Source organism: Methylopila capsulata (assembly GCF_016907975.1).
Classification (GTDB): Bacteria; Pseudomonadota; Alphaproteobacteria; order Rhizobiales; family Methylopilaceae; genus Methylopila; species Methylopila capsulata.
The window spans coordinates 179,964-199,332 of sequence record NZ_JAFBCY010000003.1 but is presented as its reverse complement, the minus strand read 5'-3'; the positions used below and the strand labels follow the sequence as shown (position 1 = coordinate 199,332).

General features: G+C 66.9%; 18 protein-coding genes and 1 tRNA gene. 15 read left to right on the top strand and 4 right to left on the bottom strand.

All coding sequences use genetic code 11. From position 1 onward, the window contains the following. Window positions 1–83 precede the first annotated feature (83 nt). Window positions 84–1,028 carry an ABC transporter substrate-binding protein gene (locus tag JOD31_RS12205; RefSeq protein ID WP_204950629.1) on the bottom strand — a complete coding sequence of 315 codons (945 nt, stop codon included), beginning with the start codon at window positions 1,026–1,028 and terminating at the stop codon, window positions 84–86. 193 nt (window positions 1,029–1,221) lie between these two features. After that, complete coding sequence (locus JOD31_RS12200; RefSeq protein ID WP_204950628.1) at window positions 1,222–3,669, bottom strand: GcvT family protein; 2,448 nt, start codon at window positions 3,667–3,669, stop codon at window positions 1,222–1,224. Window positions 3,670–3,880: 211 nt separating this feature from the next. On the opposite strand from JOD31_RS12200, the gene JOD31_RS12195 reads away from it, so the two are divergent. Both JOD31_RS12195 and JOD31_RS12190 read left to right on the top strand, forming a co-directional pair. After that, window positions 3,881–3,957: transfer RNA gene (locus tag JOD31_RS12195), tRNA-Ile, on the top strand. Between the two features lie 30 nt (window positions 3,958–3,987). After that, a complete protein-coding gene (locus JOD31_RS12190; RefSeq protein ID WP_204950627.1) occupies window positions 3,988–4,584 on the top strand; it encodes a molybdopterin-dependent oxidoreductase in 597 nt (198 codons plus the stop codon). Between the two features lie 581 nt (window positions 4,585–5,165). On the opposite strand, the gene JOD31_RS12185 is transcribed toward JOD31_RS12190, so the two are convergent. Next, a complete protein-coding gene (locus tag JOD31_RS12185; RefSeq protein WP_204950626.1) occupies window positions 5,166–6,062 on the bottom strand; it encodes a LysR family transcriptional regulator in 897 nt (298 codons plus the stop codon). Between the two features lie 327 nt (window positions 6,063–6,389). Between JOD31_RS12185 and JOD31_RS12180 the strand changes: the two genes are divergently transcribed. The 7 genes from JOD31_RS12180 (at window position 6,390) to JOD31_RS12150 (ending at window position 13,078) form a co-directional block, all read left to right on the top strand. After that, the gene (locus JOD31_RS12180; protein ID WP_271206178.1) at window positions 6,390–7,721 is read left to right on the top strand and encodes an MFS transporter; all 1,332 of its coding nucleotides are present in this window, start codon (window positions 6,390–6,392) and stop codon (window positions 7,719–7,721) included. A gap of 190 nt (window positions 7,722–7,911) precedes the next feature. Then, window positions 7,912–9,057 carry an LLM class flavin-dependent oxidoreductase gene (locus JOD31_RS12175; RefSeq protein ID WP_246482486.1) on the top strand — a complete coding sequence of 382 codons (1,146 nt, stop codon included), beginning with the start codon at window positions 7,912–7,914 and terminating at the stop codon, window positions 9,055–9,057. 1 nt (window position 9,058) lies between these two features. After that, window positions 9,059–9,589, top strand: coding sequence for a flavin reductase family protein (locus tag JOD31_RS12170; RefSeq protein ID WP_204950623.1), 531 nt, complete (start codon window positions 9,059–9,061; stop codon window positions 9,587–9,589). A 166-nt stretch (window positions 9,590–9,755) separates the two neighbouring features. Continuing rightward, a complete protein-coding gene (locus tag JOD31_RS12165; protein ID WP_204950622.1) occupies window positions 9,756–10,253 on the top strand; it encodes a flavin reductase family protein in 498 nt (165 codons plus the stop codon). Then, window positions 10,250–11,452, top strand: coding sequence for a CaiB/BaiF CoA transferase family protein (locus tag JOD31_RS12160; RefSeq protein ID WP_246482485.1), 1,203 nt, complete (start codon window positions 10,250–10,252; stop codon window positions 11,450–11,452). Before JOD31_RS12165 ends, JOD31_RS12160 begins: the two co-directional genes overlap by 4 nt. Further along, on the top strand, window positions 11,449–12,165 hold the full coding sequence (locus JOD31_RS12155; protein ID WP_204950621.1) for an enoyl-CoA hydratase/isomerase family protein: 717 nt from the start codon (window positions 11,449–11,451) through the stop codon (window positions 12,163–12,165). The genes JOD31_RS12160 and JOD31_RS12155 overlap by 4 nt, the downstream gene beginning before the upstream one ends. A gap of 40 nt (window positions 12,166–12,205) precedes the next feature. Then, window positions 12,206–13,078 carry a DMT family transporter gene (locus tag JOD31_RS12150; protein ID WP_204950620.1) on the top strand — a complete coding sequence of 291 codons (873 nt, stop codon included), beginning with the start codon at window positions 12,206–12,208 and terminating at the stop codon, window positions 13,076–13,078. A 1-nt stretch (window position 13,079) separates the two neighbouring features. On the opposite strand, the gene JOD31_RS12145 is transcribed toward JOD31_RS12150, so the two are convergent. Continuing rightward, complete coding sequence (locus JOD31_RS12145) at window positions 13,080–14,003, bottom strand: LysR substrate-binding domain-containing protein (protein ID WP_204950619.1); 924 nt, start codon at window positions 14,001–14,003, stop codon at window positions 13,080–13,082. 192 nt (window positions 14,004–14,195) lie between these two features. Here JOD31_RS12145 and JOD31_RS12140 point away from each other — a divergent pair, with 192 nt between their 5' ends. Genes JOD31_RS12140 through JOD31_RS12115 form a run of 6 tightly spaced genes read left to right on the top strand, consistent with a single transcriptional unit; the run spans window position 14,196 to window position 19,286 of the window. Continuing rightward, the gene (locus tag JOD31_RS12140) at window positions 14,196–14,966 is read left to right on the top strand and encodes an ABC transporter ATP-binding protein (protein ID WP_271206177.1); all 771 of its coding nucleotides are present in this window, start codon (window positions 14,196–14,198) and stop codon (window positions 14,964–14,966) included. Next, a complete protein-coding gene (locus JOD31_RS12135; protein ID WP_204950618.1) occupies window positions 14,963–15,691 on the top strand; it encodes a branched-chain amino acid ABC transporter ATP-binding protein in 729 nt (242 codons plus the stop codon). Before JOD31_RS12140 ends, JOD31_RS12135 begins: the two co-directional genes overlap by 4 nt. 1 nt (window position 15,692) lies before the next feature. Then, the gene (locus JOD31_RS12130; RefSeq protein WP_204950617.1) at window positions 15,693–16,556 is read left to right on the top strand and encodes a branched-chain amino acid ABC transporter permease; all 864 of its coding nucleotides are present in this window, start codon (window positions 15,693–15,695) and stop codon (window positions 16,554–16,556) included. Further along, complete coding sequence (locus JOD31_RS12125) at window positions 16,553–17,473, top strand: branched-chain amino acid ABC transporter permease (RefSeq protein ID WP_204950616.1); 921 nt, start codon at window positions 16,553–16,555, stop codon at window positions 17,471–17,473. The genes JOD31_RS12130 and JOD31_RS12125 overlap by 4 nt, the downstream gene beginning before the upstream one ends. Continuing rightward, window positions 17,473–18,036, top strand: a complete 564-nt coding sequence (locus tag JOD31_RS12120; RefSeq protein WP_204950615.1) for a carboxymuconolactone decarboxylase family protein — start codon at window positions 17,473–17,475, stop codon at window positions 18,034–18,036. Before JOD31_RS12125 ends, JOD31_RS12120 begins: the two co-directional genes overlap by 1 nt. A 14-nt stretch (window positions 18,037–18,050) precedes the next feature. Beyond that, window positions 18,051–19,286 carry an ABC transporter substrate-binding protein gene (locus JOD31_RS12115; protein ID WP_204950614.1) on the top strand — a complete coding sequence of 412 codons (1,236 nt, stop codon included), beginning with the start codon at window positions 18,051–18,053 and terminating at the stop codon, window positions 19,284–19,286. The last annotated feature ends 83 nt before the right edge of the window (window positions 19,287–19,369 follow it).

The following is a 19,369-nucleotide window of genomic DNA, read 5'->3' as shown; positions in this document are numbered from 1 at the left end:
AGCTCCCGCGACGGCTGCTGACACGTCCCGCCCGGATCCTGCGACGCCGGGCGGGGACACGCGTTACGATCGAGGCGAAGAGCCTACTTCAGCCACGCGCTCCAGACGGCCTCGTTCTTGGCCACCCAGTCGGCCGCGACCGCCTCGACCTTCTCGCCGTCGATGTCGACGCGGGCCGCGAGCTCGCCGATGCCCTTGTTGTCGAAGGCGTAGGCTTTCACCGCCTTGTAGGCGGTCGGCCACTTGTCCTTCATGCCGGTCCAGACCGCCTTGTAGATCGGGCCGACGGGCTTGGCGCAGTCGTACTTGGCCTCCTTGTTGGAGCCCCACGCGGGGTCCTCGTAGCAGGCCTTCTCGTACTTCGGGAACTCGACCCACTCGCCCTCGTACTTGATGGGGGCCCAGTGCGGCGCGTAGATCCACAGCAGCACCGGCGCCTTGCGCTCATAGGCGCTCTTCAGCTCGGCGAAGAGGGCCGCGTCGGTGCCGGCGTGCACCACCTCGAACGGCAGGTCGAGCGCCTGGATGCGCTCCTCGTCGTAGCCGCCCCAGGTCACGGGGCCGCCGAGGTAGCGGCCCTTGGGCGCGGTCTCGGGCATCGAGAAGGCCTCGGCGCAGTCCTTCAGCGCCTTCCAGTCCGGCAGGCCGGGGCACTTCTCCTTCATGTAGGACGGGTACCACCAGTCCTCGCGCGCCTGCATGCCGGTTTCGCCGACGTTCTCCACGCCGCCGGCGTCGATCGCGGCGTCCATCGCCTCCTTGGCGGTGGTCGCCCAGACCTCCATCGCGACGGTGAGGTCGCCGGTTCGCATCCCCGCGAACTGCGCGAGATAGTCCGCCGGCACGTACTGGACGGTGTAGCCGGCCTTCTCGAGCACGCCGCCCATGATGTGCGCGGTGAGGAGCTGGCCGGTCCAATCGTTCAGTGTGATCTTGATCGGGTCCTTGGACTCGGGCGCGGCGGCGGCCGCGGCGGAGGCGAAGGCCACCGCGCTGGCCGCGATCAGGCTCGTCAGAATGCGTCGCATGTCGGTCCTCCTCGGGACGTCCGGACTTGGCCAGCAGCGTAATGCAGGTTCGATGCCAGAGGGAAGGAAACTCCACACCGGACGAGGGTTTCTGTTGACGTCCGAGGCTTTCTTCCGAAGAAAAAAGTTCGCGCGCAGGGCAATTCAGCTCGGGGCGCCTCGTCCTGCGGCGCCCCGGCCGATCACGCGCCTGTTACGCGAGCATGCGCCGCATCTCGGGATCGTACAGCGGCGCGAGATGGACCGTCGCCGGCACGCGCACGGTGGCGACGTCGAGCTCGTAGGCGCCGGACAGGACGAAGGCCTCGTCGAGGCCGCCCTCCGGCTGGCGCACGTAGCCGTAGCCGATCGGCTTGCCGAGAGTGTGCCCGAACCCGCCGCTCGAGAGCCAGCCGACCCGTTCGCCGTTCCGGTAGATCGTCTCCCGGCCGAGCAGCACGATCGACGGGTCGTCGACGGTGAATCCGGCGAGCCGTTTCTTCAGTCGCTGGCCCTGCGCGGCGCGCAGCGCGTCGCGGCCGAGGAAGTCGGCGGTCTTGCCGAGCGCGACCGCCCAGCCGAATCCGGCTTCGAACGGGGTGTGGTCCGGCCCGACGTCGGAACCTGACGCCCAGTAGCCCTTCTCCAGCCGCAGCGTCTCGATCGCCCGGTAGCCGGCGTTGGCGATCCCGAGGTCCGCCCCCGCCGCCATCAGCGCGTCGTAGACCGTGGCGGTGAACTCGACCGGCAGGTGCAGCTCGAAGCCGAGCTCGCCGACATAGGTGACGCGCAGCGCCAGCGTCGGCGCGCCGGCGACGTTGATTCTCTTGGCGCGGGCGAACGGGAAGCCGTCGTTCGAGACGTCGTCGGAGCAGACGCGCTCCAGCGTGCGCCGCGCGTTCGGGCCCATCAGGCTGAGCACGCCGTAGGCCGAGGACACGTCGATCAGGTGGGCGTCGAGACCTTGGGGCGTGTTCCGGCGGAGCCAGTCGAAGTCCTTGGTGGCCGCGCCCGTGCCGGCGACCAGGTAGTAGTCGTCGGGCGCGACGCGGACCGCGGTGAGATCGCACTCGACCCCGCCGCGGGCGTTCAGCATCGGCGCGACCGTGATCGTCCCCGGCGCGTAGGCGAGGTCGGCGGCGCTGAGCCAGGACAGCGCGGCCTCGGCGTCGCGGCCCACCATGCGGAACTTGGCGAAGGAGGTCTGGTCGAACAGGCCGACCGCCTCGCGCACCGCGGCGTGCTCGCGGGCGACCGCGTCGGTCCAGTTCGGCCGGCCGAAGGTGTAGCGATCCCTGGCCTCTTCGCCGGGCTGAGCGAACCAGTTCGGCCGCTCCCAGCCGAGCTTCTCGCCGAACACCGCTCCTTGCGCCCTCAGCCGGTCGTAGAGCGGCGAGCGCCGCAGCGGCCGGCCGCTTGCGTGCTCCTCGTGCGGCCAGGCGATGGTGTAGTGCTTGCCGTAGGCCTCCAGCGTGCGCTCGCGCACCCAGGCCACGTCCTGATGATTGCGGCCGAAGCGCAGGATGTCGACGGGCGCGAGATCGTAGGGCGCGCGGCCGCCGGCGATCCACTCCGCCAGCGCCTTGCCCGCGCCGCCGCCCGAGGCGATGCCGAAGGCGTTGAAGCCGGCGCCGACAAAGAAGCCCGTCAGCTCCGGAGCCTGTCCGAGGATGAAGTTGCCGTCGGGGGTAAAGCTCTCCGGCCCGTTGATCAGCTCCTTGACGCCCGCTGTCTCCAGCGCCGGCACGCGGCCGAGCGCCAGCTCCATCAACTGCTCGAAGTGATCGAAGTTCGACTGAAGCAGCTGGAAGTTGAAGCCCTTCGGGAAGCCGTCGAGGCCCCACGCGATCGGGTTCGGCTCGTAGCCGCCCATGACCAGCCCGCCGACCTCCTCCTTGTAGTAGGTGAGCCGGTCGGGATCGCGCAGAGTCGGCAGCGTCGAGGTCACCCCCTCGATGCGGTCGGTGATCATGTACTGGTGCTCGACCGAGACGAGCGGCACGTTGACGCCCGCCATGCGGCCGACCTTGCGCGCCCACTGGCCCGCGCAGTTCACCACGATCTCGCAGGCGATCGGGCCGCGGTCGGTCTCGACGGTCGTGACGCGGCCGTTCGCGATCCGGAAGCCCGTCACCTCCGTGTCCTCGAGGATGCGCGCGCCGTGCATGCGCGCGCCCTTGGCGAGCGAGCCGGTGATGTCGGAGGGGTTGGCCTGGCCGTCGGTCGGCAGGAAGGCCGCGCCGATGACGTCGGAGACGTCCATCAGCGGCCAGAGGTCCTGCGCCTCCTGCGGGCTCAGCAGGTGCATCTCGAGGCCGAAGGAGCGCGCGGTCGTGGCCTGCCGCTTCACCTCGGTCCAGCGCTCCTGCGTGCACGCAAGCCGCAGGCCGCCGTTCATCTTCCACCCGGTGGCGAGCCCGGTCTCCTGCTCCAGCGTCTGGTAGAGCTTCACGCTTTCGCCGAGCAGCTGGGTGATGTTGGCGTTCGAGCGCAGCTGCCCGACGAGGCCGGCGGCGTGGAAGGTCGAGCCGGAGGTTAGCTTGTGCCGCTCCAGCAGCACGACGTCCTTCAGGCCGAGCTTCGCCAGGTGGTAGGCCGTGGAGGCTCCGATGATGCCGCCGCCGACGATGACGATCTGAGCCTGAGTCGGGAAATCCGCCATGCGCGCGCCCTGCCGTGGAAAGGTCTCGCGCGCCGCCCGCCGCGGCGCACGTCGACGTTCCTCTCGTGGCGTCGGCTTAAAGTCAACGTAAATCCACACGAAACAACAAATTGATGTGGTGACGCGTGGAACAAGGGCGTTGCCGGCGTCGCTCCGGCTCCCTCATCAGGCCGATGACAAAACGCCCCGCTGTGGCGTATGTCTGCGCCGGGGGCCCGTAGCTCAATTGGTTAGAGCCGACCGCTCATAACGGTCTGGTTGTCGGTTCAAGTCCGGCCGGGCCTACCATTTCAAATCAAGCACTTACCCGACTGTCGGATGAAGCCCTTTGTCTTCGCGGTGAGCGATGGCGGCTCGGAGATCCTTAAGGTCGCGGCGAGCGCGTCCTGGACGGGCGGCGCGTCCGCCCTTCTCCTTCCGCGTCGGCTGGGTCCGGTCGGCCGCGTAGGCCTGACAGGTGCGGACGTTGACCCCGGAGAGCATTCGGTCGCCAAGGCCATGGAGGAGCACACGCTGCTCTTCGCCATGAACAGCGAGCCGTTGCCCAACATCCATGGCGGCCCATTGCGCCTCGTCGTGCCCGGCTGGCCGGCGTCGGCCTCTCACAAGTGGCTGACGCGGATCACGCTGCGCGACAAGGAGCATGACGGGCAGGGCATGACTGGCCGCTACTACGGTATGCCCGAGCAGCCGCTGATCCCCGGCTCGAAGGGCGACGGCGTGAAGTTCAAGATCCTGGAGTCGACGCCGATCCGGGCGGCGACGACCTCGCCTGCGAACGGAACCCAGATGCCCGCCGGGGCGCGTGGGTTGAAGCTGTGCGGCGTCGCCTGGGGTGGGACGTGCCCGTCAAGCGCACCGACGTCACGATCGACGGCGGCCAGACCTGGATCGAGGCCAAGCTCACGCCGGTGAAGAACCGCTACGACTGAAACCGCTGGACGCTCGACGTGACGCTTCCATAGGAGGGTTATTTCGAGGTCTTTGCGCGGGCGACCGACGCGAACGGCAAGACCCAACCGACGCTCGCCACCAACTGGAACCCGCAGGGCTATGGCGGCGACGCGCAGCATCGCATCGCGGTGATGGTGGGCTGAGCCGATGCGATACCGCGACGCCTTTTTCGCTGCCGCGCTCATGCTCGGCGCGCCGGGACCCACCATGGCGCAATCGACGGCCCGCGGAGGAAAGCGCCGAACAGTTTCCGGCCGGCCCCGGCTGGGACGAGGCCTTCGGCATGTGCTCGGCTTGCCACGCCTACAAGCTGGTGGCGGCGCGGGCCATGAGCCGGGAGCGGTGGGACAAGACCATGACGCTCATGCCCGACAAGCACGGGATGCCGGAAGCTCGAGGGCGAGGACCGCAAGGTAATCCCCGATTATCTGGCGCGACGCATCCGCCGAAGAAAGCCAAGGGAACCGGCGTTCTCGAAATCCCTTTCGCGCCACGGTGAATGTTCGGAGATCCTGGCCGCCGCGAACGCCGCGAGCAGGATCTCAAGCGTTCGGCTCTGTGGGATCGAATGTGCTGACCTCCGCCGCAAGCTCCGCGATCGCGGATTGCAACGCCGTCATCTTGCGGGCCTTGTAGACCACCGAGAACGGCATTCTCGGTGGTTTGGGGCTGGACGGCACGATCACGAGTTCGCCAGAGGCGAGTTCGGACGCGTAGCACATCGGTGGCAGGAGGCTCACGCCGACGCCCGCGGCGGTCAGCATCGCCAGCACCGTCATGGAGTTGCAGAGGTCCGGCCGCTGGGTCGAGCCGCTCTCCGCCAGCCATGACGACACGGTTTCGAAATGAACCGAATTCTCGCCGAGCGACAGAATGCGCAGTTCGGCGAAATTCGACGCGACCATTGGTCGTTCGCCAAGAGGAAAACCTTTTCCCGCCATCCAGGTGAACTGGACCTCGCCGAGCGAGCGCGTGATCAGCCCGACGTCAAAGGCCGGTCCCGGAATGAACGCGATGTCGAGATCGCCAGAGACCAACCGACTGCGCAGCGGGCTGGTCAGCGAGATGTCCAGCTCGAGCGTGACCTGGGGATAGCGCTCACGCAGCGTCGCGGCGAAACGCGGCAGCCACGTCATGGCGACCAACTCGGCGACGCCGACCCGAACGAGGCCGGACAATTCCTGGCTCGGCCCGATGTGCCTGCGGATGTCGTCCTGAAGAGCGAGCGCGCGTTCGGCGTAGCCGACGAGTTCACGACCTTTGGCTGTAACGGTTGCTTTGCGCTGGCTGCGGTCGAACAGCGTGACTCCGAGATCCTGTTCGAGTTCTTGGATGCGCGCGGAGATTGTCGACTGCGTCGCATTAAGTTTCTTCGCAGCCGCAGCAAAGCTGCCGAGGCTAACGATTTCGACGAATGTCTGAAGCTGACGGAAGTTCATGAAGAGCGACGCCTAACATCGAATATCCCGAAGCATAAGGATCGAAATTAATCGGTTTCAATCGAAATTTTCGGATCATAAGGTTTTGTCAGATCAGGCGACTGAACGACCTGATCATGAGAGACGCACGCCCGTTCTTTCTGCATTGCCGCCGGAAGCTGTGCCGTCGCGCCCGCGCGCCGGCCTGAGTTCGTGCGACCTCGCGACCCCGAGAACTGCGGCGCCTGGGTGAGGATACGGTCCCTGCGGGGACGTGAGGAGGACTCTATGGCAGCGCAGCCAGCAGCCGTGGCTGACGGCGACACGGACAAACAAGCAAGGCGGGCCGTGATCGCGTCGACGGTCGGCACGATGATCGAGTGGTACGACTTCTATCTTTACGGCCTCGCGGCCGCGCTGGTGTTCAGCAAGCTCTATTTCCCTTCGAGCGACCCCTATTCGGCGACGTTGCTGTCGTTCTCCACCATGTTCGTTGGCTTCGTGGCGCGCCCGCTCGGCGCCATCCTGTTCGGCCATTGGGGCGACCGCATCGGCCGCAAGACGACGCTCGTCGTCACGCTGCTTCTCATGGGCGTCAGCACCGTGATGATCGGCCTGCTGCCGACCTACGAAACGATCGGCGTTTGGGGCGCAGTCGGGCTCGTGGTCCTTCGCGTGTTCCAGGGCATCGGCGTCGGCGGCGAATGGGGCGGCGCGGTCGCGGTCGCGACCGAATGGTCGAAGTTCAACAAGAGCCGCGGCCTCGCGGCCAGCTGGCCGCAGTTCGGCTCTCCGCTTGGCATGCTGATGGCGGTCGGCGCGCTGACGCTCACGGCCCAGTTCGGCGACGCCGCCTGGTTCGAACGCATCGGCTGGAGAATCCCGTTCCTGATCAGCGCCGTGCTGATCGGCGCCGGGCTGTACATCCGCCTTGGCGTGCTCGAGACGCCGGTGTTCCAGAAGATGCAGAAGGAGAACAAGCTCGCCCAGGCGCCGGTGATGGAGGCCATCCGCGGCTACTGGAAGCAGATCCTCCTGACTTGCCTTATCCGCACCGGCCAGCAGGCGCCGTTCGTGATCTTCACGACGTTCCTACTGTCCTACGGCACGAAGCAGCTCGGTTTTGAACGACAGTTCTTGTTTAATTGCGTGCTGGTCGCCTGCGTGTTCTCGCTCTTCGCCAATCCGTTCTTCGGCTGGGCGTCGGACAAAATCGGCCGCAAGCGGATGTACGTGATCGGGGCGGCGACGATGCTCGCCTTCGCGTTCCCCTACTTCTGGATGCTCGACAGCAAGATCCCGGCGCTGGTGATTTTCGCGATCGTCATCTCGATCCCGATCCACGACATGCAGTGGGCGCCGCTCGCGGCCTTCACGACCGAGAGCTTCCCGCCGAGCGTGCGCTATTCGGGCTCCTCGATCGGGTACCACCTAGCCTCGCTGACCTCGGGCGGACCGGCTCCGCTGATCTGCGCCTACCTGCTGCACACCTACGGCACCTCGACGGCTCTCAGCGTCTACATCGCGGTGATCGCGGCCATAAGCCTCGTGTCCGCGATGCTGCTGAAGGATCGCTCGAAAACCGACTACGCGACCGATGAAGGCTGGGACCGGGAGGACGACTCAGCGTCCGCCCCGACATCCGCGCCCTCAACGCTCGTCCGTCCAAAGACGGTCTGACAGGTCGCGTCAGGCTGGCGGTCGACGGCGTCCCCGTCGACCGCCAGCGCCTTTGTCCGCATCGAATTTCTCGAAGAAAACTGATCGGAAACTCTCGTTTTCAATCGAAAAAGCTGACGCCTAGGCTCGTTGAACGCCCCGGCCGACCGGAAAGCGCCGCTGCTTTTGAGCGCGACGCATGGAGAACTTCATGACCGACACACTCTCGCCGCTCGACGCGGCCCTGCGGCAGCCGATGATGCTGGGCCTATTCCTGCCGATCCAGCAGGGCGCCTGGAGCCCATCGCTCGCACCGCGCGAGACGTCCTGGACGTTCGACTACAACGCCCGTTGCACGGTCATGGCCGAGAATCTCGGCTTCGACCTCGTGTTCGGCCTCGCGCAATGGATGGGCAAGGGCGGATATGGCGGCGAGATGAAGTTCCGCGAGAACGCCACCGACCCACTGCTCGTTACGGCTGGCCTCGCAGCCATCACCAAGCGAATCCTGCTCGTCTCGACGGTGCACATCCTCTACGGCTGGCACCCGCTGCATCTGGCCAAGTTCGGCGCCACCATCTCCGAGATGAGCGGGGGGCGCTGGGGCCTCAACATGGTGACAGGCTACAAGAAGAGCGAGTTCGAAATGTTCGGGCTCGATCAGATCGAGCACGACCACCGCTACGTCATGGCCGACGAGTTCGTGACCATGATGAAGCGGCTTTGGGCCGAGGACGAAAACCTCACCCATCACGGCCAGTTCTATAAGATGAACGACGCCTTCATCGCCCCGAAGCCCGCGGGCGCAAAGTGCATCCTGGTCAACGCGTCCTCGTCCGGAGCGGGGCTCGCCTATGCGGTCAAGCACTCCGACCTGATCTTCGTGACAAGCCCGGCCGGGGCTAATCTCGACCGCGCCTGCGAGGCGCTTCCCGCGCATACGGCCAAGATCAAGGCCGCCGCAAAGGACATGGGGCGCGACGTAAAGATCCTGCTCAACCCGCACGTCATCTGCCAGGAGACCGAGGAAGAGGCCTGGGCGCAGTATCATTCGATCCTGAACAACGCCGATCCCGTCGCGGCCCAGAACTTCTACCAGACGTTCACGGGCGGCGATCAGGCGTCGTGGCGCGGGGCCACCAAGGACGACTGGACCGTCGGGGGCAACGTCCACATCGTTGGCACGCCGGCGCAGGTGGTCGACGGCTTCAAGCGGCTGCAGGCGGCCGGCATCGATGGCGTGCAAGTCAATTTCTACGACTTCATCCCCGACCTGACCTTTTTCGGCGAGCGCGTGCTGCCGTTGATGCGCCAGGCCGGACTACGGCTCGACACGCCGCTTGCGGCCGCGGCCTGACATGGACGCGCAGGTCTCCGCCGGGGCGTCCGTCCCGGCGGACGAAGAGCCGGCCGTCAGCCCGTCCGACTTCCGCAGCTTCGCCGACCAGTTCGCGACCGGCGTCGCGGTCGTGACCGCAAGCGGACCCGAGGGTGAGAAATCGGGCGTCACCATCACCGGCGTCACCTCGCTCTCGCTCGATCCGCCGCTCTATCTCGTCTGCCTCGACAACGGCTCGAACACGCTCGGCCTCGTGCGCGAGGCCAAAGCCTTCGCGCTGCATTTCCTGACGAAGGACCAATCAGACATCTCCCGCGTCTTCGCCTCGAAGCAGGCCGACAAGTTCTCGGGCGTCGGCCATGCGATCGGCGAGACCGGAAGCCCGATCATCCATGGCGTTCTGGCGGCTGCCGAATGCGTCGTCTTGCGGATCACCGCCATAGGCGACCACACCATCGTCGTCGGCGAGGTGAAGGCCACGACCGTCAATGGCGGTGAGCCGCTGCTCTATCACCGCGGCGCCTATGCGGCGCTCGAAGGCGGTTCCTGACAGCTCCTCGGACATCGAGTTTGTCGAACAAACTCGATCGAAAACTCTCGTTTTCAATCGAAATCCTCGTCGAATAACATTTCCTCAACGCCGGATCGGACAGCCCGAATCCGGCCCGCAGAAGCGCCGCCTCAAGACGGCGCGCCGTATCAGGAGGAGTTCTCCCATGTCCGCCTCGGCCATCACCGCGACCGATCTTCGAACCTTCGCGGGACAATTCGCGACCGGCGTCGCGGTCGTCACCACGAAGAGCAGCGAAGGCGAGCTCGCCGGCGTCACCATCAACGCCGTGACGTCGCTCTCGCTGACGCCGCCGCTGTTCCTCATCTGCCTCGACCACAAGTCGAACACGCTGGGCGCGGTGCTCTCGAGCGGCAAGTTCGCGATCCATTTCCTCGCCAAGGGCCAGACCGAGGTCTCGCGGGTCTTCGCCTCGAAGAGCGCGGACAAATTCGCCGAGGTCGATTACGTCGCCGGCGAGAACGGCAGCCCGATCATTTCCGGCGTGCTGGCCGCGGCCGAATGCAGCCTCGCCGAGATGTGCCTGGGCGGCGACCACACGATCATCATCGGCCAGGTCGAGAAGGTCCACATCCACGGCGGCGAGCCGCTGCTCTATCACCGTGGGGCCTATGCGGCGCTCGACGAGAGGGTGGCGGCATGAGCGCGGCCTCGATGCTCCCCAAGCCGCTCGAAGGCCTGCGCGTCTTGGAATTCGCGCAGATCGCGGCCGGCCCTTTCACAGGAATGCTGCTCGCCGATCTCGGGGCCGACGTCGTCAAGGTCGAACGTCCGGACGGCGGTGACGGCATGCGCGGCTGGCCGCCGCTGCATCAGGGCGACGGCGGAGCCGACGACGTCTATTCCGGCAACTTCACCTCGCTCAACCGCAACAAGCGGTCAGTCGCGCTCGACATCAAGAACGAGGATGATCTCGCCAAGCTCTATGCGCTGGTCGAGAACGCCGACGTGTTCATCGAGAACTTCCGCCCCGGGGCGCTCAAGCGCGCGGGGCTCGGCTACGGCCAGCTCAAGGCCCGGAATCCGCGCCTCGTCTACTGCTCGATCACCGGCTACGGCCAGACCGGGCCCTACGCGCTGAAAGGCGCCTTCGACGTTACGGCGCAGGCGATGAGCGGTCTGATGAGCGTGACGGGCGAGGAGAACGGTCCGCCGGTGAAGTGCGGCGTGCCGGTCGGAGACTTCGCCACCGGCCTCTACGCCGGCTATGTGATCCTGGCCGCCGTCATGCGCGCGCGCCAGACCGGCAAGGGAGCGCAAATCGACTGCTCGATCCTCGGCTCGCTGCTCGGCGTCTCGGCGCTCCAAACCAGCGAATATTTCGGCACCGGCAAGGCCCCGAAGCGGCTCGGTTCGGCCCATCCGCGCAACGCTCCCTATGCGGGCTTCCAGGGCTCCGACAAGCCGTTCACGATTGCGGCCGGCAATGACAAGCTCTGGCGCGACACCTGCGCGATCGTCGGCCGACCTGACCTGCCGGACGATCCGCGCTTCGCAAGCCAAGGGCTCCGAGCCAAGAACCAGGATGCGCTGGCGAAGATCCTGCAACCGATCTTCTCGACCCGAACGGCCGAGGAGTGGCTGACCGATCTCGACGCGAAGGGCATCCCCTGCGCGCCGATCAACGACTTCGCCGAAATCCTCTCCGACCCGCATGTTCGCGAGGCCGGCTGGGTTCAGGAGGTCGGCATGCCGAACGGGGCCAGGGCCGAGACGGTCGGCTTCCCCATCGGCATGAGCGAATACGCGTTCGAGATCACGCGCACGCCGCCGCATCTCGGCGAGCATAATGACGAGGTTTTGGGCGAGTGGACGGAACGGCGTTTGGCGAAAGCCCTGTGAGCATCGCGATCACAGCCGACGGCGCGCTCCGCACGCTCAAGATCGACCGCCCGAAAAAGGCGAATGCCCTCGACGACCTGACCGTCGAGGCTCTGCGAGAAGCCGTCGTGGAAGCCAGCCGGTCTGCGTCGCCATTCGCCCTGGCGAGCGATGGCAAGGTGTTCTGCGGCGGCTTCGACTTCACCGACGTCGAGAACCAGAGTCACGGCGATCTGCTGAAGCGCTTCGTCGATATCGAGGCGCTGTTGCAGGCGGTCGCCTATGCGCCGGTGGCGACTATCGCGCTGGTGGGCGGCGCGGCCTTCGGGGCCGGCGCAGACCTTGCCGCCGCCTGCACGTATCGGATCGCGTCTCCAAACGCGACGTTCCGCTTTCCAGGCTTCCGTTTTGGCGTCGCTCTCGGCACGCGGCGGCTTTTAAACCTCGTCGGGACCGACACCGCGCGCGCGATCCTGCTTGAGAACAAGACGGTGACGGCGGAGGAGGCGCTGAAGCTCGGCCTCGTCACCCATGTCGTCGAGCAGAGCGAATTCGAGGCGACCGCCGCGGCGCTGCTGGAGGCTCATCGTGGCCTCTCGGCGGAGTCGACGGCGAGAATTCTCACCTTCACGACGCCCGACACACGCGACGCCGATCTGGCGGATCTCGTCCGCTCCTTGGCGCCGTCCGGTCTGCATGAGCGCATCGCCCGCTATCGTGCCGGACACCGCTGAGGCTCAAACTTCGACCGCGTCGCGCAGCGCTTCAGGCGACATGCGCGCAGGGATCGGCTGCCTGCTGTTCGCGGCGATCGGCTGGGGCCTCAACTGGCCGATCATCAAGCTGCTTCTGCGCGACTGGCCGCCGCTGTTCTCTCGTGGCTCCGCCGGCCTGTTGGCGGCCGCGGCCCTCTTCGCCTATGCGGCGCTGAAGCGCGACCGGCTCGGCGTGCCCGCAGGCTCCTGGGGCAAGCTGATCGTCCTCTCCTTCACCAACGTCTTCGCCTTCATGGGTTTTTCGGCCATCGCGCTGCTCTGGCTGACGCCGGGCGAAGGCGCGCTGCTGGTCTACACGATGCCGCTCTGGGCGACGCTCATCGCCTGGCCAATCCGTGGCGCTCGGCCGGGCGCGCGGGCGATCATGGCGCTTGGCCTCTGTTTCGCCGGGACGCTGGTGCTGTTCTCGGACAGCGTCGCGACGCTGTCCGGCGACAAGCTTCCCGGCATCCTGCTGTCCCTCGCGGCCGCTGTCCTGTTCGCGCTCGGCACGGTGGCCGCGAGCGAGACACGGCCGATGCTGCCCGTCGTGTCGACCGCATGGCAGGTGCTGCTTGGCTCGGTCCCGATGGTCGGCTTAAGCCTCGCCTTCGAGCAGCCGCATCCCGCCCGCCTCTCCGGCCTCGGCTTCGTGGCCTGGGCCTATATGGCGACGGTGCCGATGGGGCTCTGCTATCTCGCATGGTTCGGCGCGGTGCGGCGTCTGCCCCCGATCGTCGCGACCACAGGGTCGCTGCTGGCGCCGATCGTCGGCGTGCTAGCTTCTGCGCCGATCCTCGGCGTCGCGCTCACCGTGCAGGATCTCGTGGCGCTGGCTCTGACGCTGACGGGCGTAGCGCTCGTGATCGTCCGGAGAGCGAAGTCCGCCTGACCTATTCGGCGGCTGGGCTGCGGGCGGTCTCATCCTCGTCTTGGCGGTCGTCGGCGGCCGCGCCTGAAACCCCGAGCTCGATGTGGCGAGCGAAGTGTTCGGCGGCCTGGGACAGTCCCTGCATTCGCCGCCAGAGCATGATGTCGACCTCCGGCAGTTCGGGGAGTCCGGAGTCAGGCGGCAACCGCTCGAGGCCGTTGACGTGGACCGAAGCCGACAGGACGATCACGGCCGCGTCCGCCAGCGCCATCGCCTGAAGTCCCGCGATGCTTTCCGACACGCAGGCGATGCGCCAGCCGACGCCCGCCTCGTTCAGAGCCGCGAGCGCGACGTCGCGGTAGAGGTTGCCCTCGGGCAGCATGGCGAGCGGCACGGGAGAGCGGCGGTGCGCCTCGCCGTTTACCGCGCCGAGCCAGACCAGCCGTTCCGAACGCAGCCGTGCGGCGTCGCCGGTCTTCGGTCCGACGCCCGGCATGCGGGTCGCGATCGCCACATCCACCAGGCCTGCGTCCATGTCGGCTGCGATCTGCCGCGACAACGAGCAGCGCACCGAGACCTCGACGCGCGGATAGGCGCGGCGGAAGCTCGCAAGCGTCTCGGGCAGCAGATAGGCGGCGTAGAGGTCCGGGCATCCGAGCGTGACGCGGCCGTCGATCTCCTCCGACGAGAGCTTCATCTGCGCCTCGTCGTGCATCTTCAGCACGGCGCGCGCGTAAGGCAGCAGAGTCTCGCCCTGTGGCGTCAGCCTCAGATGCCGGAGGTCGCTTTCGAACAATGGGCGGCCGGCGGCGTCTTCGAGCCGCTTGATCTGCAGGCTGATGGCCGGCTGCGTCCTGAACAGCATACGCGCCACGCGCGTCACGCTGCGCTCCTCGACCAGCAACACAAAGGTTCGGAGCAGAGAGATTTCGAGGGGTCTCGCCATGCAAGCTAAATATTATTTTGCTTTGTGCAAAGCAATATAAATTTGCGTTGATGTATCTTCGATCAATAAGATTGGAAGTGTCGAATAATACAGGATAATTATTAGGCTAATGCATAGAGTTATAGCAGTATTTGCTCGCGGAATGGGCAGTTGCCAGGCGGTGACTGGATCGCGTCTCGCGAGGCGCGCGTCGTGACCGCGGGCCCGCTGCTCGAAGTCCGCGACGTCGCCAAGCGCTTCGGTGGGCTCGCCGCGCTCGACGGCTGCTCGCTTGCTTTAGAGGCCGGGCAGGTCACCGGGCTCATCGGCCCGAACGGCGCCGGCAAGTCCACGCTGCTCAACGTCATGACCGGGCTCGTTCGCGCCGACCGGGGATCCGTCCTGTTCGAGGGCCGGGACGTTACGGCGGTCTCGGCGCATCGTTTCCCGGCGCTCGGCATGGCGCGCACGTTCCAGATCGTGCGCGAGCTCGGCAGCCTCACCGTGTTCGAGAACCTGTTGGTCGCGCCCCGCCTCCAGACCGGCGAAGGCGTCGTCGCCAGCATCTTCGGCCGCCGCAAATGGTGGGCGGAAGAGAGCGCCAACGCCCAGAAGGCCAAGGCTCTGCTCGACCGCGTCGGCCTGTTCCGGCTCGCCGACCACCCCTCGGGCGGACTCTCGGGCGGTCAGAAGAAGCTGCTTGATCTCGCCCGCGCTCTGCTGCTCGAGCCAAAGCTCATCCTGCTCGACGAGCCGGGCGCTGGCGTCGCGCCGCCGCTGAAAATCGAAATGATCCGGCTGATCCGCGAGCTGAAAGCCGAGGGCGTCTCGTTCGGCCTCGTGGAGCACGACATGCATCTCGTCGGCGAGCTTTGCGACCGTGTCCACGTGATGGCCGAGGGCAAGCGCCTCGTCTCCGGGACCTTCGAGGAGGTTTCCAAGGACCGCCGCGTGGTCGAAGCCTATCTCGGGGTGGCGGCGTGAGCGTGGTCCCGGCGTTGTCCGTCAGCGAGCTTCGCGCAGGCTACGGCCGCGGCGACGACATCGTGCGGGGGATCACGCTCGACCAGGCGCCTGAAACCATCCTTGCAGTCATCGGCCCGAATGGGTCGGGCAAGTCGAGCTTCGTGAAGACGCTCGCGGGGCTGCTCGACATCCGCCAGGGCCGCGTCTCGGTCACCGGGATCGACGTCACGGCCGAGATGCCCGCCAAACGCGTCGCGGCCGGCATGGCCTATGTGCCGCAAGAGCAGAACGTCTTTCCGAGCCTCACCATCGGCGAGAACCTCAAGCTCGCCACCGAATTCCTGCGCGGCCGCGCAGGCGTCGGGCCCGAGCAGCGCGAGCGTGTGCTGGCGCTGTTTCCAGAACTTGCCACCCGGCTGAAGACCCGCGCCGGCGATCTTTCAGGCGGCCAGCGCCAGATGCTCGCCTTCGCGAGCGCGCTGCTGGCCAACCCCGAAGTGCTGCTGCTCGACGAGCCCTCTGCGGGTCTGAGCCCCAAGATCGTCGCTCAGACGATGGAGGCGATCGTGCGCGTACGGGCGGCCGGCGTCACTGTGCTGCTCGTCGAGCAGAACGTCGCGGCGGCGCTTGAGATCGCCGACGAGGCGGTAGTGCTGGTCGCGGGGCAGGTCAGCCTGCGCGACACCGCCGCGGCGGTGCGCGGCGCCGATCTCGGCGACCTCTTCTTCGCGAAGGTCGCCTGAGATGGCCGCGCAACTCTTCTTCAATGGCCTCGTCACCGGCCTGCTGCTGGCTCTGCCGGCGCTCGCGCTGACGCTCGTCTTCGGCGTGCTGAAATTCGCAAACTTCGCGGTCGGGGCGATGCTGACGCTCGGCTCCTTCGCGGCGTGGGTCGCGAACGTCCAGCTCGGCATGCCGATGACGGCGGCCGCCGCCATCGCAGCCGTCACGGTGGCGGGCGCCGGGCTCCTCGCCGACCAGTTCGCCTTCGAGCGCTTGCGTCGGCGCGGCTCGATCACGCTGCTGGTCGCATCGATGGGCGTCTCTCTCATGATCGAGAACGTCTGCCGCTTCTTCTTCGGCAACGCGAGCCGCGGCTTCGACGTCGCGCTCTCCCGCCCGATCCGCTGGGAGGGGATCCGCATCAATCAGGAGCAGATCACCATCGCGATCACCGTGGTGGTCTGCCTCGTCGCGGTCGACGTGCTGCTGCGCTTCACGCCGCTTGGCCGCGCCATGCGAGCGGTCGCGGACAACGCCTCGCTCGCGGCCGTCCGCGGGGTCGAGCGTCGGACCATCGCTCGCCTCACATGGGTTCTGGTCGGGGCGCTGCTGGGGCTTGCCGGCGTCCTCGCCGGGCTCGACCGCTCGATCGATCCGCTGATCGGCTGGAACTACCAGATCGCGATCTTCGCGGCCGCGATACTCGGCGGCCTCGGCTCGCCGATCGGCGCCGTGCTCGGTGCGCTCACGATTGGCGTCGCCGAGGAGATGTCGGCTCTCGTCATCCCCACGAACTACCGGCAGGTCGTCAGCTTCGCGGTGATCCTCGCGCTGCTGCTGTTCCGGGCGAACGGGCTTCTCGGAGCTAAGGCGGCGCGCAAATGATCGCTTATCTCGTCACCATCGCGATCCTGGTATCCATCGCGGCGCTTGTCGGCCTCGCGCTCAACCTCCAATGGGGCCAGGCCGGACTCGTCAATTTCGGCGTCGTCGGCTTCGTGGCGATCGGCGCGTACGCCACCGCGCTGCTCGCCCCGCAGATCGGCTGGTTTCCGGCCATGCTGGTCGCCGGCGCGCTGTCGGCGATCTTGAGCGCCGGCCTCGCGCTGCTGTCGATCCGGCTTGAGGAAAACTACCTCGCCATAGTCACGATCGGGTTCGGCGAGGTCGTGCGTCTCGTCATCCTGAACGAGGGTTGGTTGACCCGCGGCGCGCTGGGCATCGCCGACATTCCCCGGCCGTTCGCGTCGCTTGGGCAGGCGATCGGCGGAGACACGGTGTTCATCGTGTTCGCGCTGGCGCTGGTCGCGGTGGTGTTCGCCTTGCTCGAATGCATGGCCCGCTCGCCCTTCGGCCGCGTGCTCCGGGCGATCCGCGACGACGCGACGGTGACCGCCGCCCTCGGCAAGAACGTGTTCGCGCTGAGAGTGAGGGCGTTCGCGGTCGGCGGCGCCGTGATGGGGATCGCGGGCGCGCTGCACGCCTTCTACCTGACCTACATCGACCCCAGCCAGTTCACCCCGATCGTGACCGCCTACGCCTTCATGGCCGTGATCGCCGGCGGGCGCGGCTCGAACTTCGGGCTTCTGATCGGCGCCTGCTCAATCATGGCGCTGCTCGAGGGCACGCGCTTCCTCAAGGACTTCGTGACCGTCATCGACGGCGTCCAGCTCTCGGCGCTCCGGCTCGGACTGATCGGGGCGGGGATCGTGCTGCTGCTGATCCTGCGGCCGCAGGGCCTCGCCCCGGAGCCGAAGCGGCGGGCGGCCGACCTGCTGTCCAATGACGAAAGGGCCGCCTGATGCCCCGCGTGACGCCTCTGCCTTCTTCGAGCCTGCCGCCGCATCTCGCCGAGCTCTACGAGCGGTTCGCCTCGGGCTACGCCGATTTCCACGATCAGGCCGCCGTGATGGCGCATGTGCCCGCCGCGCTTGAGGGGCTGTTCGGCATGCTGATCGAGCTCCGGCGGCAGTCCAACTTGCCGTTGCGCTATGTCGAGCTCGCGGTCGTGACCGTTTCGAAGCTCAACGCCTGCCCGTACTGCATCGCGCACCACGCGCCGCTGCTCGCCGTCGAAGGCGTCCCCACCGAGGCGATCGGAGATCTGCCGAACCTCGACCATCCGGGCCTCGACGAGACCGATCGGCTGGTCGTCGAGTACGCGACGCTCGTGACCAACCGCCCCTGGGGCCTCCGCGACGCCGTGTTCGAGCGGCTGACGTCGCGCTTTTCAGAGGCCCAGATCGTCGAGCTGACGCTGCGCATCGCGCTGGCGGGCTTCTTCAATCGCTTCAACGACGCCCTTCAGATCGACGACGGCCGCGCGGCTGCCGCCATGAACCTCCCAAGCCCGCCGTCACTTTGAGAAGGACGCTCCCGATGACTGACAGCAGATTCGTGATGAACCGCCGGACCGTCCTCGCAGGCGTCGGCTCGCTTCCGCTCGTGGCCGCGCTCGGAAAGCCGGCCATCGCGCAAGAGGCCGCCGGCGACGTGCCGCTCGGCATGGTCCTGCCGTTTTCGGGCGCGACCGGCTCCTACGGGCCGGCGATGAAGCAGGCTGCAGAACTCGTCGTCGCGAAGGTCAACGAGGCGGGCGGCATTCTCGGCGGCCGCAAGGTGAAGCTCTTCATCGAGGATAGCGAGACGTCGGCCACCGTCAGCGTCGCGGCGTCGAAGAAGCTGCTCGAGGTCAACAAGGTCGAGCTCGTGGGCGGCTTCTGGGGCAGCCCCGAGGCGCTTGCGGCCAAACCCGTGATCCTCGCGGCCAACAAGGTCCAGATGCTGTCCTGCGCGGCGAACGCCGTGACCGAGGGCGACACGAAAGGCCTTATCTACCGGCTTCAGGCCAAGTCCAGCCAGTGGGGCCCGGCCGGCGCCAAGGTGATGGACAAGATCGGAGCCAAAAAGGTCACGGTGCTGGCCCAGCAGAACCCCTTCATCGTCGCGATGGTCGAGCCGTTCAAGGCGGAGATGAAGAAGATCGGCGGCGAGGTGGTCGACGTCGTCATGTACAATCCCGACCAGGCCTCCTACCGCGCCGAGGTCGAGAAGGCCTTCGGGCCGGAGCCCGACGCGGTGTTCGTGCTGCCGCTGCTGACCGACATGGTGTCGATCTCCAAGGAGATCTTCCGCGGGGGCTTCAGTTCGAAGGTCGTGTCGCTCGGCACAGGCGCCGACGCGGAAGGCAAGTTCCTGCAGGCGGTCGGCCCGGAGGTCGCGGAAGGCATCTACCACCTCCAGCCCTCACCTCCGATCGACAGCCCGTCCTACGCCCGCTTCGTCAAGGAGATGGGCGCGCCGGAAGGCACGGTGTTCCTGTTCGCCGGCAACGCCTGGGATCAGGTCTGCGTCACGGTGCTGGCCATGGAGCACGCCAAGACGCAGGAGGCGGCGGTGTGGACCAAGTCGGTCCGCGAGGTCTGCAACCCTCCCGGCGAACCCGTCGACGACATCGTCGAGGCGCTGAAGATGGTCCGCGAGGGCAAGTCCATCAATTTCAACGGCGCCGGCTGCACCTGCGACTTCGACGAGAAAGGCGACTCGCTGAACCGCTCCTTCTACGTGCAGCTCATCAAGGGCGGGAAGAACACGCCGTTCGGCGTGGTGAGCTGACGAGCCGCGGTCCGTTCAAGCTCTGCCGTCATCCTCGGGCCTGACCCAAGGATTCATCGGCCGCGGACGCGGCCGGAACGACG